The organism is Terrisporobacter othiniensis (assembly GCF_000808015.1).
In the GTDB taxonomy this organism is placed as follows: domain Bacteria; phylum Bacillota; class Clostridia; order Peptostreptococcales; family Peptostreptococcaceae; genus Terrisporobacter; species Terrisporobacter muris.
The window spans coordinates 1-25,084 of sequence record NZ_JWHR01000047.1; the positions used below are offsets into that span (position 1 = coordinate 1).

Genomic DNA, 25,084 nt, shown 5'->3' on the forward strand with positions numbered 1-25,084 from the left:
TTTGGAGTAATAATAAATAGAAAGAAAATCCAAAGAATAATGCGCAAATATAATATTATTTGTCCAATACGTAAATCTAATCCTTATAAACGTATAGCTAAGGCAACTAAAGAGCATAGGGTTGTTCTAAATAAATTAAATAGAGAATTCAAGTAAAATATACCACGGAAATTATTGTTAATAGATATCACGTATATGCCTTATGGCAATGGAAAAATGGCATATTTATCTACGATAAAAGATTCATCAACTAATGAAATATTATCACATTATTTATCAAAAAGTTTAGCTATAAAAATTGCTACTAAAACTATTGATATATTACTACTTTCTTGATACCACTTATAAACCTCATTCAATTTATCATTCATATCAGCATAATTTAATATAAGTTGTTCTAAAGCCTTGTTATTTACTTGATCTCACCGTACTACTATTTTACTACTTTCTTGTTTTTGTGTATTTGTGGTGATTATTTCTTTATCTTTTGGCTTAACTATTTCAATAGTATTTTCATACTGATTACTTCCCTTATTTAATTCATATCCCACTTTTTTAAATCTATTTGATACAGTTTTTCTCGAACTAATTATATTTTCATTATCTAATTTTGATAAGCTATATCCTTCTTTAAGTTTTTTATTTACAAATGCTATTTGATCCATAATATCTAGTTTATTAAATATATCCTTATCCATTTTATCACCTCAAATAAATTATAAACTACTTTTTTATTACTTTTGTAGTAATTAATATATAGATCTACTTTTATGTAAATCCTTATCTCTCACCCTTTGTAAAATTTGACACTTTATCTTTAAACTTGTTATCTGATATATCTGGTATTTCCATATCCCCCTCAAATCCAGATGTATCTTCCTTAGAATATTCATGTAATTCGTATTCATACTCAAAATCTTTTAATGATTTTTAACTTTATCCATAGAAATTTATTTAAATGGTTTATTTATCAATTCACCAAAATAATCTTCTAGACTAACATCTCCTTTTGCTGTGCATCCAGTCACAGACATTATAATTACCAACCCCATAATTATAATTTTTTCATCTTCTGTCCCACTCGTCTTTTGCTTACCATATTTTAGCTATAAATTATCTTATCATATTGCTCAAATATAATATATATTGCCAAAGTATAATTCAAAATATTTTTATATTAATTTAATTAATGGATTATAAGTTAGTTTTTAATTTCAAATAAATATATTTTAAATATTTCATAAGAAAATTAGGGTATTATATTTATATAATCAAACATATGAAGGAAGTGATTGAAATAGAAATATATACACTAGGTCACTCTAATTACCCTTTTGATAAATTAATAAAAATTCTACAAAAATATAACATAAATTGTGTTGTTGATATAAGGGCTATTCCTTATTCCAAGTACAATACCCAATATAACAAAGAATTATTCCAGGAAAATCTAAAAAAACTTGGTTACACATACATTTATATGGCTGACGAATTTGGAGCCAAGAGAAAAACTAGAAAAAGTTATAACAAGGAAGGCTATGCTGACTTTGAAAAAGTTATTTTAGAAGATGATTTTAAAAAAGGTGTACAGAGATTGAAAGTAGGTTGTGACAAAGGATACAAAATAGTTCTACTTGCCGCCATGCAAGATCCTATTAGATGCCCTCGAGCTATATTAGTCGGTAAACAGCTGGTAAAAGAAGGCTTTAATGTAAAGCATATAATGCACGAAGGTAACTTAAAATCACAAACTGATTTGGAAGAACTTTTGTTAGAAAAATACTTTGATAAGAGAAATCAACTTACAATAGATGCTTTATTAGGTAATGATATGAGTAAAGATGATATGATTAATGAAAGTTACAAACTAGCTAATAAAGAAATTGGGTATAGAATAGAAAAGTTAAATGATAAGTAAACAATCTAATCATTATTTATATAAATCTTTTTAAAACAAATTTATACAAAATTCAAGGAGGATAACAAAAATGTTACCCCCCCTTTCATCTTATTATCTATCTTGATCTGTTACTGCAAATACATATGGTATATTTCTATAATAATCGCCATAGTTTAATCCGTATCCTACAACGAATTTATCTTCTATTGTAAATCCACAGTAATCAGGCACTAAGTCTACTTCTCTTCTACTTGGTTTATCCAGTAATACACAACATTTTATGCTTGCTGGGCTTTTAGATCCTAAATGATTCATAACATGAGCCATAGTATGAGCTGAATCTGTTATATCATCAACAACTAATACATCATATCCCTCTAAATCAGATTTTATGTCATTTACTATTTGAACTCTTCCTGAAGAAGCTGTTCCATGTCCGTAACTTGAAGTTGTCATAAATTCTATTCTTACTGGTATATCTAGTGCTCTAACTAAATCAGAGCAGAAAATGAAGCTACCTTTTAATAGAGATACAACCATTAATTTTTTACCTTGGTAATCTTTTGAAAGTTCTTCTCCTAATTCTTTTATTCTATTTTTTAATTGTTCTTCCGAGCATAGAACTTCCCATACTTTTTTATCAATATCCATTGATTAACCTCCTAAATAAATGATGATATTTCCATTTTATAAAAGATTAACTTCTTTTGCAAGATAGTTTTAATCAACCTTGTTCATATCATTCATTACATTTAATATTATTTCGTCTGTTATTTGCATTCCTTTATCACTAACTCTACCTAAATTTTGTATAGATTGTTCAACTTGTGTTCCAACTATACCATTAAGTGGTGGTACTGCGTATCCTTGTTTTGCTATAACAGCACTTTGAACTGCTGCTGATGCTGCTGAAGATAATTTTAGTGCACAACCTGCTTTTGCTCCATCACAAATCATACCACTTAAGTCAGCTATCATATTTTCTATAGCACCATATATATGATTAATATTTCCATCCATTAACCAAGATATACCTGCACTAGCTCCTGTTGATGCTGCCACACCACAGCCACAAACTGCTGAAAGTCTTCCTGTATAGTTTTTAACATAAGCAGTTACTAAATGAGATATAGCAAGAGCTTTTGCCATTCTTTCATCACTTTGTGGGTATTTTAAGCCGTAAGCAACAATTGGAAGTATCGCTGTTAATCCATGGTTTCCAGATCCATTTGAACTCATAACAGGAAGTTTTGCTCCACCCATTCTTGCATCAGATGCTGCAGCTGTTAAAAGCATAGCCTCTGTCATTATTCCATCTCCTAATAATCCTTCTTCCATAGATTCTTTTATACCTCTACCAACACCTATACCGATTTCATTTTCTAATCCGTATTTTGCCATATCCATATTCATAGTTACACCATCTAATAAGAATTTAATATCTTCTAAATTCATATTCTCAACGTTTTTAACTATTTCTTGTATAGTTATAGTATCCATTATATTTTCTTTTTTCTCTATAGTTTGTACTTCAGCTTTTTCTGCGAATCCATCAGCTTCATCTAATAATACTAAATCGTTTGCTTGTAAGAATACAAAGTTATCATGTTTAGTTTTTATTATAACTCTTGATGTATTGTTTTTTCCTTCTAATCTTACTTCTATAACAACCTTTTCCTTAGTATCTAAAGGCTCTATACTTATTGGATTTTCATCCACATATTTTTCTGATTCTTTAACTTGCTCATCACTTAATCCTTCTAATAAAGTTAATCCGTCCTCAGACTTTCCTCCAACAAATCCCATAGCAACAGCTATTTTTAATCCTAATCTGTTAGTTCCTGGTATTCCAACGCACATTGCATTTTTGTAAACATTTGGGCTAACTAATACTTTATGTTTTACTATTTCTTCTCCTAATAGTTCTTTTGCTTTTGCACAAGCTAATGCTACGGCAACTGGCTCTGTACATCCTACTGCTGGTTTTACTTCAGCCTTTAATATATCAACTAAATTCGTTCTTAAATCTCTCATTTTATAATCCTCCTAGTAATTTAAAATAAATTATTATTTTTGTATTGCTCTCAAAATATAATATAGCAAATTTTGTGCCAACTTTTTAATATTTTATAAATAAAAAAATGAGATTAACAAGCCAAATTTATATACTTTTATAAGTTATTTAATTGCTAAGAATTATATAAATCTCAAAACCGCGAAAAAAAATCTCAAAATGAGATTTTAGTATCATTTTGAGATTAAATTATATTTTTCAAGTTTTCTATATAAAGTAGCCCTCGATATTCCCAATGCCTTTGCTACTAATTCCTTATCTTTTTTATAATGTTTATATTTATTAAAAGCCTTTCTTATTTCTTCTTTTTCTAAATCTTCTAGCGTTCTTATTTCCTCTTCTTTATGTGATTTTTCATCATAATATATGGCTTTTATATTATTAGGTATAATATCTAATGTTAATAAAGATGAAGTTGACATATTTATACTATATTCAATTATATTTTGTAGCTCTCTAACATTACCTGGCCATGTATAATCAACCAAAGTCTTGCTAGCATCATCTTCTATACCAATTACATCCTTGTTTAGCTTATGAGCATATTCTTTTATCATATAATCTATTAATAAAGGAATATCATTTTTACGTTCTCTTAAAGTTGGTAAAGTTATTGGTATTACTTTTAATCTATAATATAAATCTTCTCTAAATTTTCCGTTTTTAACTAAATCTTCTAGGTTTTTATTAGTAGCTGCAATAACTCTAACATCAATAAATATATTGGACTTTCCTCCAATTTTGTCTAGCTCTCTTTCTTGCAGCACTCTTAGAAGCTTTCCTTGCAAATGAAGACTCATATCTCCTATTTCATCTAGAAATATAGTACCTTTATGAGCCAACTCAAATTTACCTAGTTTTCCACCTTTTTTAGCTCCTGTAAAAGCTCCTTCCTCATACCCAAATAATTCACTTTCCAATAAATTGTCTGGTATAGCTGCACAATTCACTGCCACAAAAGGATAGTCTGTTCTATCGCTATGATTATGAATAGCCCTAGCGAAAAGTTCCTTCCCTGTTCCACTTTCACCTGTTATAAGTACAGTAGAATTAGACTTAGCTGCAATTAATGCCTTTTGTTTTGTATGCTCCATTATTTCACTATTTCCAATAATATTATCTAATGTGATTTTATAATCCTTATTAATTTTATTGTAGTTTTTTATTGCTTCTTTATTTTCAATGAAATCAATAACATACCCTTTTAATTTATTTTTAACTACTATTTCACTAATATTATATATTCCTTTTAAGTTTCTTCCTTGTTTCTTATAATAAAAAATACCAGTTTTATATTTTTCAAAATCTAAGGTTGATGGTTTTTTTATAAAATCTAATAATTGAAAAATATTTCCATTTTCTAATTCTTCATCCTCTATATTAAAAATATCTCTAAATTTCACATTGTACTTATCAATATTACCTCTAGTATCTATTGATACTACAGCTTTATTCATACCATTTAGCAATATCTCCAGCTTCTTCTTTTCTAGTTCTAACTCTTCTGTTTTATTTTGAGCTTTTAATTTATTAGATATTAGGTCAGCCATTTTGCCTAAAAAGTTTGTTAAATCTTTTGCGTTATTTGTTATTATGGAAGATTGCTCCTCGTTAAATGCTATAAGACCCACTACCCCATAAGCATAGCCATCTAGAGTGATTGGGCAGCATACCTCTGCATACTCTTTACAATTACCATTATTAGAACATTCTTTACAAATATCATTTTGCTCTGAATCATCGATATAAATTAATACTTGCTCTTCTAAACATTTTTTAAAAGCCGAATATCCATTTACTCTTTCATCTATTTTATCTAAATAAATTCCTGTTCCAGCTATTCTTATTAAATTTTCATCAACTATCGTAACATCAATGTCTAAAACCGAAAGCATAGCTTCAGCTATGTTTTGAATATCATTTTTTATATCTTTTAAGCCATTCATTATAATCTATCCTTCGTTTTTTTTATATTTAGTAAAGATCTTATGTCTTTTAGAATAACATATATTCTATTTAGTGTTATTTGTATAGTTATAAGAATTACAAATAACATTACAGCTCCTACAATTGTAAAATTAATACCTAATTCCACTCTTATCTCTCCTTATTATAATTTTTTCTTAATATATAATAAAAGACTAGGTTAACCTAGTCTTTTATTATATTATTTAATTATATTCTAACTCTTTTACTTTTTTTTTCCTATATAAATGTATCTTTTATTTTCTATTTCTTTTAGGGTTCCTTCAAATTTAAATTTTTTAAATATGTTTTGTATTTCACTAGGATAATTATAGTGTATATTATCTCCACAAATTCTATGTTTAAAATACTTTAATTTAACCTTTATATCCTTTAAATTTAAATCTTCAACTATTACTTCTCCATTACATTTAAGTACCCTGCTGATTTCCTTTACAGATTTATCACAATCCGCTGTATGATTTAAATAATCTAATACTATAATCTTATCAAAATAGTTATCATTGAAAGGCATATATTCTAATTGACCACTTACTACTGTACAATTTTCATTCATTACATGAGAAAAGCAAATCTCTTCTCTACGATTATGTTCTAAGATAGTCACCTGAACACCAAAGGCTCTAATTCTCTTACCTAGTTCTCCAACTTCCCCAACTAGTAAAACTCTACTACCAATATTATGTTTTATATTATTTAAAAATGATAGAACCTCTTCAGAGAATTCAAGTAATCCCGAACATGATTCGTATTTATGATATAGTAAACTTTCCACGTTATCCTCCCTATAAAGCATTTCGTATAATTCCAGTCATTATTAGATTATAATAAATCCTAATTAAGTATTCAATACATTATAATATTATTTATTATATAATTTATTCCTCATCTTCCAAATCAACTTTTTTTATCTTTGATACAGATACTTCATAGGCTGTTCTTTTAATTGAATTACCCCCTTCTAACTTTTTATCATAGACTCTACTTTGTACTCTTCCCCACATTTGAATTCTGTCCCCTACATTAAGATTTTTTGCAAATTTTGCATTCCTTCCCCATACTATTGATGGAATATAGTCCGACTTGTTATAAGGTCGATTAATTGCAACTAGTAGGTCTGTTATTTCTCTTCCAAGTGGTGTTTTTCTATATATAGGTGATTTACATATATATCCATCTAAGAATATACTATTAGGATCCTTTGTATCAATCTCTGATATAGCTTTCATTTCTCGAACAAATACTGTCAAAACAAGTTTATTTTTATTATCAACATTTTTATTATAAGATCTTAGTTGGCCAACAACACTTACCAATTTCTCATTCTCAACATCTATTTCTTGTAATAATCGTTCTGAGATAGTCATTGGAAGAACATCATAAGAATTACTTAGCCTATTAATTTTTATTTTTGTGCTGTAAAACTTTTCTCCAAAGATTTCATGGCTGAATTCTAATTCATCTTCTAGTTCACCTTTTAAATTTACAACATTTGTATCGTCCTTAACAATTATCATATTATTTATCCCCCCAAAATGGTTAATTATAACTTTATCTTTTCTTCTACAATAAATATATTTATAGTATTTACTTTTTATTACATTTAATCATCTTCCTGAAAACTTTGCTCTCCAAAAGAGTTAATTTTGTAATTATTTTTGTAAATTAGATTAGAAACTGTGACCATTGAGTAATCTTTCTTTTCTAAATTAGTTAAAGCATCTTCTAAATATGTACTAACATCCCTAACATTTGCATGAAATAATATGATTGAACCATAAGAAGTATTTTTACTTACTCTATCTACTACATGCACTGGACCAATATTTTTCCAATCGCCAGAATCCACATCCCATTTTATTGTGTAATATCCTAAAGATTTACAGGTATTCATGGTTTCTTTATCTACTTTTCCAAAAGGTGGTCTGAATAAATTAGTTTTTTCGCCTGTTAGATCTTCTATCTTGTTACCTGTTGATATTATTTCTTCTATTTTTTGTTTGTTTGATATGTCTGGAAAAGAACTATGTGTGTTTGAATGATTTCCAATTTCATGCCCTCTATTATGTATTTCCTTAACTAATTCTTCATTGTCATCAACCCAACTACCCACTAAAAAAAATGTAGCTTTTGCATTGTGCTTGTCTAATATGTCTAGTATTTCTTCAATATTCTCACTTCCCCAAGCAACATCAAAAGTTAATGCAACTTTTTTATCCTTTGTGTAAACTCTATTTATAGGTGTTTCATATCCTTGAAAAGCAGAGCATAGATTTTTTATTCCTAATACAAAACAACCTATAATAAATAAGGCTCCGAAGAACAATACTATACTTAAAACAAAAGCCTTTGTTCTTTTATATGCTGAGTTCATTTTTTACCTCCTATATAAAATACTCCTACAATATATTTATTTAAAAAAACAAAAAAAAATTACAAAAGCATTTACTAAAATTCGTCACTCTTTTATACAAGTTGGTGAAATTAATATGTATACTAATTCCGATTTTTTTGCTAAATTCGACTTTTTTGGATATATTTTTCAGAATATATATCTTGTATTTGGAGAAATTATAAGTAACATCAAATGATGTTAAAAAAATATATTTCAACTCAAGGAGGAATTTTACTATGTCAAATTCTAACAACAGACAAGTCGTACCTGAGGCAAGAGCTGCATTAAATCAAATGAAATTAGAAATAGCTGGCGAATTAGGAATGTCTAATTACGAAAATATTGACAAAGGTAATTTAACTGCAAGACAAAACGGTTATGTAGGTGGATATATGACTAAAAAGTTAGTTGAAATGGCTGAAAAGCAAATGGCAGGTAAATAGTTTTTATAAAAAAACAAGTAATATAAGGCTACCTAATTAGGTAGCCTTTATCATATATTTTTTTATTTTAAATACCACTTTTATTTTTTTATAATTTAGTTTAATATAGTAATATAAATAGTTTAGTGGAGGATAATAATATGTTTGAAAACTCAACTGAAGAGTTGGCATATCATAAACTTTTAATTTTATACATTTTGGACAAAATAAACATGGATTTAACTAACTCACAGATGACACAAGTTGTTTTAGAAACAGAAATGATGAATTACTTTTCATTCCAACAAATATTATCACAACTTATGGATTCTAAGTTTATAAAGCCATACAAAGACTCTGGCAGAGAGTACTATTGTCTAACACAAAAAGGCCTTGAAACATTAGAGTACTTTTTAAATAGAATACCAGAATCTTATGCAGTCAAAATTGACGAATACATAAAAAATAATAAAGAAAGTTTATTAGCTGATACTCAGGTTAAATCTAGTTTTGTAAAACAAAGTGAAAATGAGTTTATTGTTAATTTGAGAGTTATTGAAAACCAAAGTAACTTAATAGATTTAAATTTAAATGTTTCATCAGAAAAACAAGCAAAACAAATATGCAATAATTGGAATAACAATGCTTCTAATATGTATGCAGAGGTTATTAATTTATTGATCCGAGATATACACTAGGGCCTACATACAAATAATTGTTGTAGGCTCTTTTCCTACTTTTATTTCCTTGATTAATTGATTTGTAGAAGTATCATATACTTTTACTGAGTTTTTCTGAGTATCTGATATGAACAATCTTTCTTCATTTGGGGAGATTTCTAATCCCTGAGGTATACCATCTATATCTATATTGCCAATATACTTTCCTAAACTATAATCTAATATTTTTATATTTTTATATCCCAAATCTGCTACATATACCCTTTTATCCTTATAATTGAAAGATATCTGTACTGGAAGTAAAAATTCATCAAAAACTTTTTTTGTCATCAAAGTATCTTCATCAATAATCACTACTTTTCCATCTAAGGTTGATACGTAAATCTCGCTCTTATACTTATCTAATTGTACATGCCATGATTTAAAATCTATATCTATTTTACTTTCTATAACTTTATTAATAATATCAATACATGTAATTGAATCCATACAAGGAACATATAATTTTTTTCTAGGTAAATCAAAGCAAAAACCGTGAGGCATGTCATCCACGCAAATCATACCTATGGGGTCTAACGTATTTTTATCCATAAAATAAATGCTATTCGAATCCTCATTGGCAATAAACACTTCTTCCTCAAACATAGCTATTTGAGTTAAACTTCCTCCAATTGATGAAGAGTCTATTATTTTTTCCTCATTCATGTCTAAAACATACAAGATACCATTACTAGAACTGGGCAAATACATTTTATTATTGTCTTTATCTATACAAAAGTGATGTGGATATATATTTTCGTCTAGTTTAATTTCTTTCTCTAAAGTTAGAGTCTCATAGTCTATTATGCTAATGCTTTTTGATAGATAGTTTGAAACATACAGCTTCATAGATTATCCTCCCTTCTATGTTTTCTATACTATAATAATATATTAGATAAAATATATAATTATTCTATTATAGTTGCTTTATATTATTTCTATTGTTATCATATTCATTGGAATATTTTTTAACAAGGAGTGTAAGTATATGAAAATAGAATTTAAAACTAGCGGTGTTTGTTGCCGTCAAATAACTTTAGAAGTTGATGAAAATAATATAATACAAGAGGCTAACTTTGAAGGTGGATGTAATGGAAACTTATCAGGTATAAGCAAATTGATAGTTGGTCAAGATGCTAAGGATGTAGCTAAAAAGTTAGAAGGAACTACTTGTGGTTCTAAGAATACTTCATGTCCAGATCAATTATCAAAAGCAATAATTGAAGCATTATAAAGTTTAATAAGTTTGAGGCATATCTTGGTTAAAACAGTAAAAAAGGTGGTAAAAAACCACCTTTTTTATATTTTAAACCTAATTTTTATTTAACTAATTGTCTAACATGACCTATCATATATAAAGAACCAGCGGAAATTATTACATCATCTTCTTTAGCATTTTTTAATGCATATTTCACGGCATCTTCTATTTTAGGAATCGCAGTTACATCATTAACGTGTTTTTCTATCTTTTCTTTTAATTCATTACAGCTTATAGCTCTATCACTATCTGGAGTAGTTGTAATAACTTTATCAAACTTATCTATAAGTATTTCAAGAACACTGTCAATGTCCTTATCTTTTAGCATTCCTATTAATAAGATCATTTTTTTTCCTTTAAAGTGCTTTTCTAAGGCTTTAGATAAAGATCTAGCTCCATCTTCATTATGAGCTCCATCTATTATAAATATAGGATTATCCTTAATCTTTTCGATTCTACCTGGCCATCTAGTATTTAAGAACGCTCTTCTCATAGCTTCATTACTAATTTCCACCTGTCTCTCATCTCTTAATACCTTTATTACTGTTAAAGCCAACACAGCATTATTTACTTGATGCTCTCCTATTAGGCTTATTTCCATATTTTCAAATTTTTCATCTAATATTTTACAATCAAATACTTGTGAGTTTACATCAGATTTTTTAATTACTAAATGTTCAAAATCAGCTTCTATATATTTAGTATTTTTTTCTTTACATACATCTTTTATAACTTCTTCTGCTTCTGGCTTTTGTTTGTAAACAACAGCAATACTATCTTCTTTTATTATTCCTGCTTTTTCATAAGCTATTTTGCCTAAGGTATCTCCTAGAATTCCTATATGATCTAAGCTAAGAGAAACTATTACACTCGCTAGGGGTGATTTGATTACATTTGTAGCATCATATCTTCCTCCTAAACCAACTTCAAGCACTACATAGTCTGCTTGTTGCTCCCAGTAATAGTAAAATGCCATGGCAGTTTCTATTTCAAACTCAGTAGGATATGCAAAGCCATCTGATGCCATTTGCTCTATTTTTTCTTTCATTATAGTAATTATTCTTGCAACATCTTCCTCTGGTATGTTATTTCCATTAAGTCTTATTCTTTCTGTAAAAGTTTCCAAATATGGAGATGTATAAAGACCCACCTTATATCCTTGCTCTTTTAATGTATTTGAGATAAAAGAACATACAGAACCTTTTCCATTCGTTCCAGCCACATGCACAAATTTAAGCTTGTCCTGTGGATTTCCTAATAGTTCTAATAATTTAAAAGAGTTTTCTAAGCCTAATCTCATTCCAAACTTATGTGATTGTTCGATAAACTCTAATGCCTCCTGGTAATTCATTTTCTTTCCCCCTCGACTAAATTTAAGTGTTTATATATAATTCTTCCTTATTTTTTTCAAAATTTAAGTATCTATAGTTTATTATAATACATTTTGAGGTTTATCACATGATTTGAAATAAATTTAAAAGGTCATGTCTATAAAAATTTTACAGACATGACCTTCTTTATATTATTTTAAGCAAAGGAGTTAGCTGAAACGCTAGCAAAGCTAATTCATTGGCGCCATAATCTCGCTAGAGATTATTTTATTTTTGATTCTATATTTTCAAGTCTTTCAAGAACTGATTTCATCATCTCTTCGAATTTCTCTTTTTTGGCTTTCTCTTCGTTAACTAAACTTTCTGGTGCTTTAGCTAAGAAACCTTGGTTAGAAAGTTTTCCATTAACTCTTTTTATTTCGCCTTCTAATTTAGCTTTTTCTTTAGTTAGCCTTTCTTTTTCTTTTTCGAAGTCAACCAATTCATCAAGTGGTATAAATATTTTAGCTCCATTTATAACAACTGATACAGCGTCTTCTGGTATGTTATTTTCATTGTCAGCTATTTCTACCATTGAAGCTGATGCTAAAGTTACAAAGTACTCTTTAGTAGATTCTACTGCTGATTTTTTTTCTTCAGTTGGAACTATTATTACTTTAGCTTTCTTAGATGGTGGAACATCCATTTCAGCTCTAGCATTTCTTATATTTCTTATGCCATCCATAGCAAGTTCCATCATTTCTTCTTCACTTGCCATGTTATCTTCTTCTTTGTAGTGAGGCCAGTTAGCTATAACTATGCTTCCTTCTACAGTTGGAAGATAAGTATATATTTCTTCTGTTATGAAAGGCATATATGGGTGTAATAATTTTAATATAGTTTCAAGAACATAGGTTAATGTGTATAGAGCAGCTTTCTTAGCTTCTACATCATCTCCATATAATCTTGGTTTAACTATTTCTATATACCAGTCACAGTACTCTGTCCATGCAAAGTCATAGATTTTTTGTGCTGCTATACCTAAGTCAAACTTGTCCATGTTGTCTATAACTTCTTTAACAACATTGTTAGCTCTAGATATTATCCATTTATCTGCTATTGTTAAGTTAGCTTCTACAGATTCTCTAGTTACTCCATTCATTATTTCTTCATCTATGTTCATGAATACGAATCTAGATGCATTCCATAACTTATTAGCAAAGTTTCTAGCTGCTTCAACTCTTTCCATGTAGAATCTCATATCATTTCCTGGAGAGTTTCCTGTTACTAACATGAATCTTAAAGCATCAGCTCCGTATTGGTCTATTACTTCAAGTGGATCTATACCATTTCCTAAAGACTTACTCATTTTTCTACCTTGAGAGTCTCTAACAAGTCCATGTATTAATACGTGGTCAAATGGTTTTTCGTTCATACAGAACATTCCTGCAAATGCCATTCTTACAACCCAGAAGAATATTATATCGTATCCAGTAACAAGTACATTAGTTGGATAGTAGTATTCTAATTCTTCAGTGTTATGAGGCCATCCTAATGTTGAGAAAGGCCATAAAGCAGATGAGAACCAAGTATCTAGTACGTCTTCATCTTGTTTTAAGTCAGAGCATCCACATTTACATGCTTCTGGTTTTTCTTTAGCTACTATAACTTCACCACATTCTTGACAGTAGTAAGCAGGTATTTGGTGACCCCACCATAACTGTCTAGATATACACCAGTCTCTTATATTTTCTAACCATTGTAAATATGTTTTGTCATATCTTTCTGGTACAAATTCTAATTCTTTTGATTTTAATATATCTATAGCAGGTTTAGCTAATTCATCCATTTTAACAAACCATTGCTCAGAAAGTCTTGGCTCTATTACAGTATGACATCTGTAGCAAGTACCAACTGCATGTGGATGGTCTTTTATAGCTATAACATATCCTGCTTCTTCTAAATCTTTCATTAATTGTTTTCTACATTCGTATCTGTCCATACCTTGGTATTTACCAGCAAGTTCATTCATAGTTCCATCTTCGTTCATAACGTTGATTTCTTCTAAGTTATGTCTTTGACCAACACCAAAATCGTTAGGGTCGTGAGCTGGAGTCATTTTAACTGCTCCTGAACCGAAATCTTTATCTACATAGTCATCAGCAACTATTGGAAGTTCTCTTCCTACTAATGGAAGTATTGCAGTTTTTCCTACTAAGTGAGCATATCTCTCATCTTCTGGGTTAACAGCTATACCTGTATCTCCAAGCATAGTTTCTGGTCTAGTTGTAGCTATTTCTAAAAATTCATCACTATCTTTTAAGAAGTATTTTATGTGATAGAAGTTTCCATCTTTCTCTTCATGCTCAACTTCAGCATCAGATAAAGTAGTTTTACAGTCTGGACACCAGTTTATTATTCTGTTTCCTCTATATATTTGACCTTTTTCATAAAGTTTTACAAAGAAGTCAGTAACAGCTTCGTTACATCCTTTATCCATTGTAAATCTTTCTCTATCCCAGTCACAAGAGTTTCCTAATTGTTTCATTTGTTCTACTATTATTCCACCAAACTCTTCTTTCCAGTCCATAGCTCTTTTTAGGAATTCTTCTCTTCCTATTTCATACTTAGTTTTTCCTTCTTGCTCTTTTATTCTCTCAACAACCTTAACTTCTGTTGCTATAGAAGCATGGTCTGTTCCTGGTTGCCATAGAGCTTCATAACCATCCATACGTTTCCATCTTATAAGAACATCTTGTAAAGTATGGTCAAGAGCATGTCCCATGTGTAATTGTCCTGTTATATTTGGTGGGGGTAAAACTATGCAGAATGGTTTTTTATCTGGATTTGGACTTGACTTAAAGTAACCTTTTTCTAACCATTCAGCATAAAGTCTTTTTTCAAAATCTTTTGGATCATAAGTTTTCGATAAGTTTTTTATTGCCATTGTTTCTTCCTCCTTATATTGTTTATTTCTTATTTTTCAAATTAATTGGTATTTATGATTATAAAATTTATCCTAAAACAGATAAAATATAATTTTAATTAAATATAAAAAGAGCCTTTCATCCTATAAATAAGGACGAAAAGCTCGCGTTACCACCTTAATTCCATAATAGATATGATTATATACTATGGCTCTTAATAGATTTTAACGATTCTCACCGTCTAAACTTACTATTAGTTCAGCTTAGAAACTCCAAAGCTACCTTCTGTAGATATTGACTAAGAAAACCTTCCAGCTATGAGTTTTCCTCTCTTTTAGTATATTTACATACTCCTCTTTTTCACAGTTTTTATATGAAATTATTATTAATATTTATTATAACTAATTTTTAGGATTATTGTCAATTTAATTATATATTATTCTACACCTTATAAAAGGTTACCAAAAGTTCTTTGGCTTTAAATCTTCAGTTATAGGTCTTATGTCATATCCTCTTTCTTTTAATATAGCTATAATATTGTTTAAGCAATCTACTGTTCTTTGGTTTTCGTGTAACAATATTACTATTTCATCAGTTTCTCTTGCATAGTACAATATATTACTTACTATTTGGTCTTGTGATGATTTCCAGTCCTCTGTATCAATAGTCCAATCCCAAACTAAAAAGCCTTCATCAATAAATTTTTTATAGATACTTTCTAGCATATATGGTTTACTACCAAATGGTATTCTTACTAACCTTGATGTTTCGCCTGTTATCTTATAGAATGTTCTCTTACAAGTTCTAAACTCTTCTATAGCTGAATCTTCTGTTTTATATAATTCATTTATATCGTGAGTAACTCCATGGAATCCAGTTCCATGACCTTCAGAATTCATTCTCCTAACAACATTTTTAAATACTATCATATTGTCATTTACCATAAAGAATGTTCCTTTGACATCATTCTTATCTAATATATCAATTATTTGACTAGTATATTTAGACGGCCCATCATCAAATGTGATATATGCAACTTTCTCACTTTCTGCACCATTAACCACATCACTATTAACTAATAAAACACTTGCTGTAATTAACATAAAAAAAATAAATGATTTTATTATTATGTTTTTCCTTTTTCTTGTCATTTATAATCACTTCTTCAAATTATATTTTATACAGTCATTGTTTCCTTTATGTCATACTTTTATACGACTTAAAATTAATTATCTAAACCTATTAATTCTTCTAATAATTTTGTTTTTTCTATCACTTTACTTAAGTGAAAGTTAAATACAGGACTATCACTTTCTTTAACTTTCAATAAAATTGTTTCATTTTTATAAAGCTTCCTTAATTTTTTATAATTATCTTTAGTCAAAAATAATTCTTTCTCTAATAATTCTATGGACTTCATGTGGAAATATATTTGTCTACATAAGTCTAAAGATTTGTCTATAATATCCAGATTAAAATTTCCCTTACTATAGTTTAATTCATCTATAAGCTTTGAATAGAATACCTCTGATGTTTTTATATTATTTTCAATATAATCAATTTTTAAATCTTTCTTACCAATAGCTATATTTTTTAAACTTTCCTTACATTGTAATTTTATCTTTTTAAACTCATTCATAGTATTGTCATAATAATTTGGTCTTGCCACACTATAATTAATAATAAGCCCCATAATAACACCTACAGATGTATCTATTACCCTTTGGATAGAATATACTAGTGGCGCACTATTAATATATCCCAAGTATAAAGAGAAAAATGTAACACTAGATACTACTAAAGAAGATAACTTAAATACTTCGCAGAATTTTATAACTATCATAATTCCTATTCCACATAAAATCGGGTTTGCTGGGGATATTAATACAAGTAAAAATCCTACTATTCCCCCTATTAATGTCCCCAATACTCTTTGTGACCCCATTTTAAAAGATGTCTTTATTGTATCTTGCATAGTCACTACACAAGCTGTAGCACAGTAGAACATATTGTCCACAGCAAATCTAGTTAATATACAGCACAACATTACTGCTATTCCTGTCTTCATAGTCCTCATGCCTATAATATTTCGTAACCGCATTTTGTTCCTCCACCAATGTCATTTGTCCTTCTTAGTATAATATATTTAGTAGTAACATGGATAGTTTTTTAACAATTTTCTATTATCTAACAGCGTATTAATAAGAAGTATTGATATTAAATCTTTTATCGTCCTAGTCAAATCATCATTGCAAAAGTGCATATAATAAATTTGACCTTCATTCATATCTTTATAAACTTGTTCTTTATAACCTAAGTAAATTTTATCAACTAAATCATCAAAATTATCTCTACTTGGAAAAGGTAGCAATATACTTTGTGAAGTTTCTCTAAGTACCTTTTTTATTTCAACATTAATATCATTATAAATTTTAGGATAATAATTTATAGCCAAACCCCTACAATATTCATAGTAGTTGCTCATTTAATCACCTCATACATTTTTATTAAAATTAGCTACTATAAATATATGCTTAAAAAAAATAAAACTGCTTTAAACAGTTTTATTTTTTAAAATCTATCCAATTTCTATCATCTCACCATTTTTTGCATAGATAATTTTTTCACATATATTAGTTATATGATCTCCAATCCTTTCGAGATATCTTCCTATAAATACTAATCTCATTCCTTGATTAATATTTTCATCTGGATTATTATGCATAACTTGTAAACAATCTTGTCTTACTCTTTCATATAATTCATCTATTTCGTTATCTTTTTGTGCTATTTCATAAGCTAAATTTGCATTATCATCACTTAATGCATCCCATAAATCTTTAAGCATTTCACAGCAAATTTCTTTCATTATGGGTATGTCTATTAACTCTTTTATAAATACCTCTTCTCCAATTTCTAAACTTTCTCTACATATATTAGCTGCATAGTCACCTATTCTTTCTAATTCTGTAGATATATCACAAAGAGCATAAATATATCTTAAGTCCCTAGCTAAAGGTTGCTTTAATGCCATAAGTTCTATACTTCTATCTCTTATATACTCCCTTAATATATCAATATCATCATCTTCTCTAATTACTTTTTTTGTATTTTTCATGTCTTTTTTTATCATGTATTCTACTGATAAATCCACAGACTCCTGACACTTTTCAATCATTCTTAAAGTATATTCTTTAAGAGATTGTATACTTACATCTAAATTAGTAATAACCATTATTTGCCCCTCTTTCTTAAATAATTAATCTTAACCAAATCTTCCTGTAATATAATCCTCTGTTCTCTTATCAGATGGTACAGTGAATATTTCTTTAGTATTATTATACTCTATTAATTCACCATTTAAAAAGAAACCTGTTTCATCTGATATACGTGCTGCTTGTTGCATATTATGAGTAACTATTACAATGGTATAATCTTTTTTTAATTCAAAGATTAAGTCTTCAACTTTTGCTGTAGATATAGGGTCAAGAGCTGAAGTTGGTTCATCCATTAAGATTACATCTGGCTTCATAGCTATAGTTCTAGCTATACATACTCTTTGTTGCTGTCCACCAGATAAACCAAGGGCTGGAGATTTTAACCTATCTTTTACTTCATCCCAGATAGCTGCTCCTTTTAAACTTTCTTCTACTATTTTGTCTAAGCTTTTTTTATCTTTTATTCCATGCACTCTAGGTCCATAGGCTACGTTATCATAAATACTCATTGGAAATAAGTTTGGTTTTTGAAATACCATTCCTATTTTTGTTCTTAATTTTATTACATCATTATTTTTATAAATATCTTCTCCGTCAACTTTTACAATTCCTTTTATCTTCACATCATCTATCAAATCATTCATTCTGTTTAAAGTTCTTAAAAAAGTTGATTTTCCACATCCAGATGGACCTATTAATGCTGTTACTTTATTTGATTTAATATCCATATTAATTTTAATTAAAGCCTGCTTTTCTCCATAAAATAAATCTAAATCTCTAACACTTAATTTATTTGAATTATTCATACTCATATTATTATCTCCTTTTATATCATAACAACTATACATTACCCTTACTTAATTTTTTAGCAATTAGCTTTGTACTCGTATTTAAAATTAAGACTATTACAATTAATACTATACCTACACTAGCTGCTCCGCTTATATCACCCATTTCCTTTGTTAAAAGATATGAATGAACAGTCAATGTTCTCGCACTGTCAAATATACTTGTTGGCATACTAGCAACTGTTCCTGCTGTTAATAATATAGCTGCTGATTCACCAATTACACGTCCTATTGATAATATAACTCCTGATAATATCCCTGGAAGCGCACTTGGTAATATAACCTTATATAAAGTTTGGAACTGTGTAGCTCCCATGGCCAAAGATCCTTCTCTAAATTCATTTGGCACAGTTTTTAATGCTTCTTCTGTTGTTCTTATAATTACAGGAAGTATTATTATAGCTACTGTCAAAGCCCCTGCTATTATTGAATATTGCATTTTTAATGTTACAACAAAGAATATTCCTCCAAACAAACCATAAATTATTGATGGTATCCCTGCTAAACATTCTGTTGCAAATCTTATTATCTCAACTACTTTACCTTTTTTCGCATATTCATGAAGATATATAGCTGATAAGATTCCTATTGGTGTTGCTATTACGATAGAAACTAGTACCATATACACAGTACTTACTATCATTGGTAAAATTCCACCATCTCCTGATGCTGAGTAATCACTAAATATATAACTTAAATTAATTCCTTTGATTCCATTAACAAATATAAACCCTACTATTAACACTAATAATCCAACTGTTACGAAAGATGATAGATATAATAGAAAGCTTAAAAAATTATCTTTAAATTTTCTCATCTTACTGCTCTCCCTTACTAGTAAGTTTTCTTAATACTAAGTTAAGTATTAATATAAACATGAATAATACAACTCCAGTAGCAAATAGCATTTCTTGATGAGTTCCATATGCATATCCCATCTCAAGCGCTATGTTCGTAGTTAAAGGTCTTACACTATCTACAATAGAAGTTGGTATAACAGGTGAGTTTCCTGCAACCAATATAACTGCCATTGTTTCTCCTATCGCTCTACCTATCCCTAGTACTACTGCTGCTAATATTCCTGATTTTGCTGCTGGTAAAACAACCTTAAAAATAGTTTCTATTTTTGATGCTCCAAGAGCTAGCGATCCTTCTTTATAAGCTTTAGGCACTGCTTTTATTGCTGTTTGTGAAACTGATATTATCGTCGGTAACATCATTATTGATAAAACTAATATTACAGCTAATAAACTTTGACCTTTTGGCAAGTTTAATAGTTTTTGAATATTTGGTACTATAAATGCTAATCCAAATAATCCATATAATACAGAAGGTATTCCGGCAAGTAATTCTACTGCTGGTGATACAATTTTTTGCACAGGTTTTGGTGCAATTTCAGCTAAAAATACTGCTGTAAATATTCCTATTGGAACTCCTATTATTAAAGAACCTATTGTAGCTGCTGTGGAAGCTACTATCATCGGTGCCACACCAAATTTATTTGAATTAGGTAACCAATCTGTTCCCGTTAAAAAATCTACAAATGAATAACCTTTAAATAGGAATGGTGTTAAACCTTTATAAAATACGAATCCTATAATCAGTAATAAACTTATTACTGATATCCATGCACTTATCATAAATACGTTTTTTGATATATTCTCTATTAAATATTTTCTATTGTTGTTTTTATTTTTATTTTTGGCGACGATTTGATTTTTTCCTGTTATATGTTGATTAATCAAAACATTTCCCCCTTATTAATTTATTTATTTTTATTGTTCTTTGTATTCCTACAATTCAATGATACAAGTCGAAAGTTAAAATTATATTAGATTTAAGTTAAGTATATGTAAAATATATAATATTTTATTATTTTGTAGGAACACATCATTTTTTGTCGAGTGATTTGTTAAGAATTTGCAAACAATTTTTATCTATGGTTAATTTTTCAATTTTCTTATATAAACAACATATTTTCTCATTGGTACTTCAAATAATAGAAATCAATTAAAAAATCACTAGCATTCATTAGAATACTAGTGATTTTTATTCATTATTTATTTTAATATTTTTTCTATATCATTCTTTATTTTTGATGGTAATACAGTAGGTGCATATCTTTTAATCATTTTTCCTTCACTATCAATTAAGAATTTAGTAAAATTCCATTTTATTTGCTTTCCAAGTATACCTTTTGTTTCATTTTTTAAATATTTATAAAGCGGATGTTCATTCTCACCGTTTACATATATTTTTTGGAACATAGTAAATGTTACACCATAGTTCAATTGGCAAAATTCATGTATATCCTCATTGCTCCCAGAATCCTGGTTGGCAAACTGATTACAAGGAAAACCTAATATTTCAAGTCCCATATCTCTATATTCTTGATATATTTCTTCTAAATCTTTAAATTGAGGCGTTAATCCACATTTGCTTGCAGTATTTACTACTAAAACTACTTTTCCTTTGTATTGATCCATACTTACTTCTTGTCCATTAATTCTTAGTGCCGAAAAATCATAAAATTTCATATTATTATTCTCTCTTTCACATTGCTTATTTGTAGTTTTGTTTTAATTATAATTTATATAAATTTAATTTAACTCTATCATCCTCTTTATCAAATTTTTCATTAATAAAACAATAAAAATGAGCTATAGTACAACTTTTTTAATTCATTGTACCATAGCTCTATATCTAACTAGGTTATATATTTTTATTAGCCTCTATATTTTCTAATATATCAGGAAGTATTATTGTAAACTTACTACCCTTATTAAGTTCACTTTCAAGTCTAATATCTCCACCGTGAAGTTCTGCTATATACTTAACAAGAGTAAGGCCTATACCACTACTACTTACATTTATAGGTCCAGTACCCTCAACTTGAGAGAATCGTTTAAATATAAACTCCTGATCCTCTTTCGATATTCCTATCCCTGTATCTTCTACAGTTATCTCAATATTATTTTCAACTTCTTTAATATATACTCTAATTTCTCCACCTTCTCCTGTAAATTTAATTGCATTCGCTAACAAGTTAACTATACATCTTTGTATTTCAGTTTCATCACAAGATATTGTTTTTTCTTCTATATCTGGATCAATTATAAGGATTAAACCGTTTTCCTCAATAAATTTACTCATATTAAGTGCAGCTTCTTCCACAATATATACTATATCATTATTTTTTTTATGGATTTTATATTTTCCTGTCTCTATCTTTGAACTATCTATAATATCATTTATTATTTTTAATAAATTATCACAATTTTTACTTATGATATTCATATACTGATTTATCTTTTCATATGTAAGATTACTACCAAAAGAATTTATTAACTGTATTGTTGATACTATAATATTTATTGGAGTTCTAAGTTCATGAGATAAGTTTACAAAGTAGTTATTTTTAAATTTTTCATGCTCTATTATTTCCTTGCTTAGCTTTTTATTTTCTTCTAATTGCTTATTTAATTTCATTGTTTTTTGATCTACTAAATGCTGTAATATCTTAACGTAATTAAATATGTAAATGAATAATGCTAATGTCATAAATATATAAATTAAATAAGCTAAAGGTGTTTTCCATATGGGATTTTTTACCCTTATATTCATACTTATTCCTTTAGTTAATTCACCATGGGCACCTCTGGCTCTTATCTTTAAAGTATACTTTCCTGATTCTAATGATTTAAAGTCTATACGGCTGCGAGAATCAGCATATTGCCAGTCTGAGTCAATCCCTTCAAGCATATATTCATAAGTTATATGATTTATATTCTCATAATTAGGTAAGAAGTAATTAATAGATAAATCTTTATCCTTATATCCTAAAATCAATTCATTTCCGTCATAAAAAACTTTATCTTCTCCGATAAAAATATCACCAATTACTACTTCATTATCAATCTTTTTATAATTTTTTATATCATCTGGATCAAAGTATGTATAACCATCTGTGCTACCAAATATCATATTTCCATTTTCAAGTTTCAAGCTTGAGTTTAAGTTAAATTGAAACCCATATAAACCATCCTTTTGGGTAAAATTAATAAAATCTTGCTTTTTCACATCAAACTTATTCAAACCTTTATTAGTGCTTATCCAAATATTACCATTATCACTAATAAGAATTGAATTTATAAAGTTATTTGTTAGACCTTCAGCTGTAGTATAGGATGTAAATCTATTAGCTTTTATATCAAATTTGCTAAGACCTATATTACTACCTATCCATAAATTACCTTTATTATCAAATATCATGCAATTTATATAATTATTAATTAAAGAATTCTTATTTGAAGGATCATTAGTATATCTTTCTATAACTCCCTTATCCTTATGAAACTTTATTAATCCAACATCAATTCCACCTAACCAAATAATATTTTCATCTTTATAGTCCTGTAATATATATTTTATACGCCCTGGGTTTATTCCAAGTTCCTTCATATATTCACTATAATATACACGCTTTCCATCATCTATTTCAGTGCAATAAAAATCTTTTGCAGTTGCTACCCATATATATTTTCCATTTTCATATAAATAATTTAATTCTCCATTATAACCATCTTCAACTAGTACTTCTTCATAAGTATTTTCCTCTGTATCAATATACTTTATTTCCTTATTCGTTACGATAACAATATATTTATCATGTATATTATACAAACTTTTTATATATCTATTACTTAAATTAAAGTCACTCTCTTCATACATTCTTTTTACTAAATTTCCATTTTCTGAATCATATATATATATTCCATTAAACTTAGTAGCTACCCATATATAATTATTCTGTTGCACTATAGATACTATATCTTTACCTTGTTCTTTGTTAACATAGTTAAGTGGAATATCATCATTTAATATATTAGCTCCTTTATCAGTTCCAATCCACATTGTTTCATTAGAATCTTCATAAAAACATGTTATAACATTGCTAGAAATAGAGTTTTTTAAATTTGAATTCTTCTTGATTTTTTCAATCTTATATTCGTCTGCTTGGATTTTTACTACTCCAGAACTGCTAGATAGCCACGCGTTATTTTTGCTATCATTAAATATAAAATTATTATTAAGCTCTATTTCGCTATATCCAGTATCATAAACATTAGATATTTTTTTCTTATTTATATCATATTCTTTAATAACGTCATCAATTATCCATACAAAACCCTTTTCATATTCTTTTTTATTATATACAATAATACCTTCTTTAGTTGATATCCACACATTACCTGAATTATCTCTTGATATACGATAAATAAATAGATCATTTGTATATAGTTCATTTTTATTTCTATTTACTTTAAAATTCTTATATATTACATTTATTCCATGTTTTGTACCAACCCATAATGTTCCATTTTCACCCTCCTCTAAGTCTGTTATAGACGAATTGGTTAATGAGTTTGAGTCATTCTTATCATGATAAAAAGCTTCAGCTTTTTCACTTGCAATATCTATTCTAATCAAACCATCTTCTGTACCTACCCACATAATATTTTCATCATAATTACTTTTCAATAAAGAGGTGATTTTTAAGCTACCTAAATTATATTTATCATTTTCCAAATCCTTCATTCTAACAATACTATCTGTATCTGCGACTAAAAAGTCTAATCCATAATCAGTAGCTATCCATAGGTTCCCATCGGAGTCTTCTTCTACATCAGTTATATAAGTTGAACTTAAAGTATTTTTATCTTCAGTTTTACAATTATATATTTTTATATTTTCACCATCATATCTATTCAGACCATCCTTTGTTCCTATCCACATATATCCCTTACTATCTTGAAATATGGATGTTACATATTCATTTGAAAGCCCTTCATCAATAGATATACTTTCAAATTTTGAATCACTTAATATTTCTGCATATGATTTTATAGGGATTAAAATATTAAGTAAAATAAGAATTATTATTATTTTTAATTTCATATCTTACTACCTCTCATTAACAAATATATAATATATTTTAATTTGACGTCATATTTATATGTTAGTATA

At 28.1% G+C, this 25,084-nt stretch carries 24 protein-coding genes, 1 pseudogene and 1 other annotated feature; of the genes and pseudogenes, 5 read left to right on the forward strand and 20 right to left on the reverse strand.

Features of this window, described 5'->3' with window-relative positions; translation table 11 throughout:
- Positions 1-333: pseudogene (locus QX51_RS21150) on the forward strand (IS3 family transposase); the annotation flags it as partial.
- Positions 334-422: 89 nt separating this feature from the next.
- On the opposite strand, the gene QX51_RS04145 reads toward QX51_RS21150, so the two are convergent.
- Positions 423-698 (reverse strand): hypothetical protein, encoded by a 276-nt coding sequence (locus QX51_RS04145; protein ID WP_039678653.1) that lies wholly within the window; start codon positions 696-698, stop codon positions 423-425.
- Positions 699-1,279: 581 nt separating this feature from the next.
- Here QX51_RS04145 and QX51_RS04150 point away from each other — a divergent pair.
- Positions 1,280-1,918 (forward strand): DUF488 domain-containing protein, encoded by a 639-nt coding sequence (locus QX51_RS04150; RefSeq protein WP_277613756.1) that lies wholly within the window; start codon positions 1,280-1,282, stop codon positions 1,916-1,918.
- 93 nt (positions 1,919-2,011) lie between these two features.
- Here the strand turns inward: QX51_RS04150 and hpt are convergent, their stop codons facing one another.
- From hpt to QX51_RS04180, 7 genes are all read right to left on the reverse strand, one after another.
- A complete protein-coding gene (hpt, locus tag QX51_RS04155) occupies positions 2,012-2,551 on the reverse strand; it encodes a hypoxanthine phosphoribosyltransferase (protein WP_039678654.1) in 540 nt (179 codons plus the stop codon).
- 69 nt (positions 2,552-2,620) lie between these two features.
- Complete coding sequence (locus tag QX51_RS04160) at positions 2,621-3,934, reverse strand: L-cysteine desulfidase family protein (protein ID WP_039678655.1); 1,314 nt, start codon at positions 3,932-3,934, stop codon at positions 2,621-2,623.
- A gap of 213 nt (positions 3,935-4,147) precedes the next feature.
- Positions 4,148-5,920: a sigma-54 interaction domain-containing protein gene (locus tag QX51_RS04165; RefSeq protein ID WP_039678656.1), complete on the reverse strand. Its 1,773-nt coding sequence runs from the start codon at positions 5,918-5,920 to the stop codon at positions 4,148-4,150.
- Entirely contained in the window at positions 5,920-6,069 is a 150-nt protein-coding gene (locus QX51_RS20850) for a hypothetical protein (RefSeq protein ID WP_200886378.1), read from the reverse strand. Before QX51_RS20850 ends, QX51_RS04165 begins: the two co-directional genes overlap by 1 nt.
- A 96-nt stretch (positions 6,070-6,165) precedes the next feature.
- Positions 6,166-6,735, reverse strand: coding sequence for a class I SAM-dependent methyltransferase (locus QX51_RS04170; RefSeq protein WP_039678657.1), 570 nt, complete (start codon positions 6,733-6,735; stop codon positions 6,166-6,168).
- A gap of 103 nt (positions 6,736-6,838) precedes the next feature.
- Positions 6,839-7,477, reverse strand: coding sequence for a single-stranded DNA-binding protein (locus tag QX51_RS04175; protein ID WP_052232871.1), 639 nt, complete (start codon positions 7,475-7,477; stop codon positions 6,839-6,841).
- 86 nt (positions 7,478-7,563) lie between these two features.
- The gene (locus QX51_RS04180; RefSeq protein WP_039678659.1) at positions 7,564-8,334 is read right to left on the reverse strand and encodes a polysaccharide deacetylase family protein; all 771 of its coding nucleotides are present in this window, start codon (positions 8,332-8,334) and stop codon (positions 7,564-7,566) included.
- A 257-nt stretch (positions 8,335-8,591) separates the two neighbouring features.
- Between QX51_RS04180 and QX51_RS04185 the strand changes: the two genes are divergently transcribed.
- Positions 8,592-8,798, forward strand: a complete 207-nt coding sequence (locus QX51_RS04185; protein WP_039678660.1) for an alpha/beta-type small acid-soluble spore protein — start codon at positions 8,592-8,594, stop codon at positions 8,796-8,798.
- A gap of 140 nt (positions 8,799-8,938) precedes the next feature.
- The gene (locus QX51_RS04190) at positions 8,939-9,475 is read left to right on the forward strand and encodes a DUF4364 family protein (protein WP_039678661.1); all 537 of its coding nucleotides are present in this window, start codon (positions 8,939-8,941) and stop codon (positions 9,473-9,475) included.
- A 3-nt stretch (positions 9,476-9,478) separates the two neighbouring features.
- On the opposite strand, the gene QX51_RS04195 is transcribed toward QX51_RS04190, so the two are convergent.
- Entirely contained in the window at positions 9,479-10,345 is an 867-nt protein-coding gene (locus QX51_RS04195) for a YncE family protein (protein ID WP_039678662.1), read from the reverse strand.
- A 139-nt stretch (positions 10,346-10,484) separates the two neighbouring features.
- Between QX51_RS04195 and QX51_RS04200 the strand changes: the two genes are divergently transcribed.
- Positions 10,485-10,730, forward strand: a complete 246-nt coding sequence (locus tag QX51_RS04200) for a TIGR03905 family TSCPD domain-containing protein (RefSeq protein ID WP_039678663.1) — start codon at positions 10,485-10,487, stop codon at positions 10,728-10,730.
- Positions 10,731-10,815: 85 nt separating this feature from the next.
- Here the strand turns inward: QX51_RS04200 and QX51_RS04205 are convergent, their stop codons facing one another.
- The 11 genes from QX51_RS04205 to QX51_RS04255 form a co-directional block, all read right to left on the reverse strand.
- Positions 10,816-12,105: a bifunctional folylpolyglutamate synthase/dihydrofolate synthase gene (locus tag QX51_RS04205; protein ID WP_039678664.1), complete on the reverse strand. Its 1,290-nt coding sequence runs from the start codon at positions 12,103-12,105 to the stop codon at positions 10,816-10,818.
- A 242-nt stretch (positions 12,106-12,347) separates the two neighbouring features.
- Positions 12,348-15,011 (reverse strand): valine--tRNA ligase, encoded by a 2,664-nt coding sequence (locus QX51_RS04210; protein WP_139045087.1) that lies wholly within the window; start codon positions 15,009-15,011, stop codon positions 12,348-12,350.
- Positions 15,012-15,139: 128 nt separating this feature from the next.
- Positions 15,140-15,364: a binding site (T-box leader), on the reverse strand.
- 85 nt (positions 15,365-15,449) lie between these two features.
- Positions 15,450-16,094 carry a polysaccharide deacetylase family protein gene (locus QX51_RS04215; protein ID WP_242842689.1) on the reverse strand — a complete coding sequence of 215 codons (645 nt, stop codon included), beginning with the start codon at positions 16,092-16,094 and terminating at the stop codon, positions 15,450-15,452.
- A gap of 122 nt (positions 16,095-16,216) precedes the next feature.
- The gene (locus QX51_RS04220; protein ID WP_039678666.1) at positions 16,217-17,092 is read right to left on the reverse strand and encodes an FUSC family protein; all 876 of its coding nucleotides are present in this window, start codon (positions 17,090-17,092) and stop codon (positions 16,217-16,219) included.
- A 45-nt stretch (positions 17,093-17,137) separates the two neighbouring features.
- Positions 17,138-17,476 (reverse strand): hypothetical protein, encoded by a 339-nt coding sequence (locus QX51_RS04225; protein WP_039678667.1) that lies wholly within the window; start codon positions 17,474-17,476, stop codon positions 17,138-17,140.
- Between the two features lie 93 nt (positions 17,477-17,569).
- Complete coding sequence (phoU, locus tag QX51_RS04230; protein ID WP_039678668.1) at positions 17,570-18,226, reverse strand: phosphate signaling complex protein PhoU; 657 nt, start codon at positions 18,224-18,226, stop codon at positions 17,570-17,572.
- A 30-nt stretch (positions 18,227-18,256) separates the two neighbouring features.
- A complete protein-coding gene (pstB, locus tag QX51_RS04235; RefSeq protein ID WP_039678669.1) occupies positions 18,257-19,021 on the reverse strand; it encodes a phosphate ABC transporter ATP-binding protein PstB in 765 nt (254 codons plus the stop codon).
- 28 nt (positions 19,022-19,049) lie between these two features.
- A complete protein-coding gene (gene pstA, locus QX51_RS04240; RefSeq protein WP_039678670.1) occupies positions 19,050-19,874 on the reverse strand; it encodes a phosphate ABC transporter permease PstA in 825 nt (274 codons plus the stop codon).
- 1 nt (position 19,875) lies between these two features.
- Positions 19,876-20,802: a phosphate ABC transporter permease subunit PstC gene (gene pstC / locus QX51_RS04245; RefSeq protein ID WP_330376035.1), complete on the reverse strand. Its 927-nt coding sequence runs from the start codon at positions 20,800-20,802 to the stop codon at positions 19,876-19,878.
- A gap of 315 nt (positions 20,803-21,117) precedes the next feature.
- Positions 21,118-21,594: a glutathione peroxidase gene (locus tag QX51_RS04250; protein ID WP_039678671.1), complete on the reverse strand. Its 477-nt coding sequence runs from the start codon at positions 21,592-21,594 to the stop codon at positions 21,118-21,120.
- Positions 21,595-21,769: 175 nt separating this feature from the next.
- Entirely contained in the window at positions 21,770-25,015 is a 3,246-nt protein-coding gene (locus QX51_RS04255) for a sensor histidine kinase (RefSeq protein WP_039678672.1), read from the reverse strand.
- Positions 25,016-25,084: the final 69 nt, after the last annotated feature.

What these genes read in the sequence shown, in the direction of transcription:
- QX51_RS04160 (WP_039678655.1), bottom strand. Translation starts at nt 3,934, where the DNA reads ATGAGAGATTTAAGAACGAATTTAGTTGATATATTAAAGGCTGAAGTA.
- QX51_RS04145 (WP_039678653.1), bottom strand. Translation starts at nt 698, where the DNA reads ATGGATAAGGATATATTTAATAAACTAGATATTATGGATCAAATAGCA.
- QX51_RS04150 (WP_277613756.1), top strand. Translation starts at nt 1,280, where the DNA reads ATGAAGGAAGTGATTGAAATAGAAATATATACACTAGGTCACTCTAAT.
- QX51_RS04180 (WP_039678659.1), bottom strand. Translation starts at nt 8,334, where the DNA reads ATGAACTCAGCATATAAAAGAACAAAGGCTTTTGTTTTAAGTATAGTA.
- QX51_RS04210 (WP_139045087.1), bottom strand. Translation starts at nt 15,011, where the DNA reads ATGGCAATAAAAAACTTATCGAAAACTTATGATCCAAAAGATTTTGAA.
- QX51_RS04225 (WP_039678667.1), bottom strand. Translation starts at nt 17,476, where the DNA reads ATGAGCAACTACTATGAATATTGTAGGGGTTTGGCTATAAATTATTAT.
- hpt (WP_039678654.1), bottom strand. Translation starts at nt 2,551, where the DNA reads ATGGATATTGATAAAAAAGTATGGGAAGTTCTATGCTCGGAAGAACAA.
- QX51_RS04220 (WP_039678666.1), bottom strand. Translation starts at nt 17,092, where the DNA reads ATGCGGTTACGAAATATTATAGGCATGAGGACTATGAAGACAGGAATA.
- QX51_RS04195 (WP_039678662.1), bottom strand. Translation starts at nt 10,345, where the DNA reads ATGAAGCTGTATGTTTCAAACTATCTATCAAAAAGCATTAGCATAATA.
- pstB (WP_039678669.1), bottom strand. Translation starts at nt 19,021, where the DNA reads ATGAGTATGAATAATTCAAATAAATTAAGTGTTAGAGATTTAGATTTA.
- QX51_RS04200 (WP_039678663.1), top strand. Translation starts at nt 10,485, where the DNA reads ATGAAAATAGAATTTAAAACTAGCGGTGTTTGTTGCCGTCAAATAACT.
- QX51_RS04165 (WP_039678656.1), bottom strand. Translation starts at nt 5,920, where the DNA reads ATGAATGGCTTAAAAGATATAAAAAATGATATTCAAAACATAGCTGAA.
- QX51_RS04205 (WP_039678664.1), bottom strand. Translation starts at nt 12,105, where the DNA reads ATGAATTACCAGGAGGCATTAGAGTTTATCGAACAATCACATAAGTTT.
- QX51_RS04175 (WP_052232871.1), bottom strand. Translation starts at nt 7,477, where the DNA reads ATGATAATTGTTAAGGACGATACAAATGTTGTAAATTTAAAAGGTGAA.
- QX51_RS04190 (WP_039678661.1), top strand. Translation starts at nt 8,939, where the DNA reads ATGTTTGAAAACTCAACTGAAGAGTTGGCATATCATAAACTTTTAATT.
- pstA (WP_039678670.1), bottom strand. Translation starts at nt 19,874, where the DNA reads ATGAGAAAATTTAAAGATAATTTTTTAAGCTTTCTATTATATCTATCA.
- QX51_RS04250 (WP_039678671.1), bottom strand. Translation starts at nt 21,594, where the DNA reads ATGAAATTTTATGATTTTTCGGCACTAAGAATTAATGGACAAGAAGTA.
- QX51_RS04255 (WP_039678672.1), bottom strand. Translation starts at nt 25,015, where the DNA reads ATGAAATTAAAAATAATAATAATTCTTATTTTACTTAATATTTTAATC.
- QX51_RS04215 (WP_242842689.1), bottom strand. Translation starts at nt 16,094, where the DNA reads ATGTTAATTACAGCAAGTGTTTTATTAGTTAATAGTGATGTGGTTAAT.
- QX51_RS04185 (WP_039678660.1), top strand. Translation starts at nt 8,592, where the DNA reads ATGTCAAATTCTAACAACAGACAAGTCGTACCTGAGGCAAGAGCTGCA.
- phoU (WP_039678668.1), bottom strand. Translation starts at nt 18,226, where the DNA reads ATGGTTATTACTAATTTAGATGTAAGTATACAATCTCTTAAAGAATAT.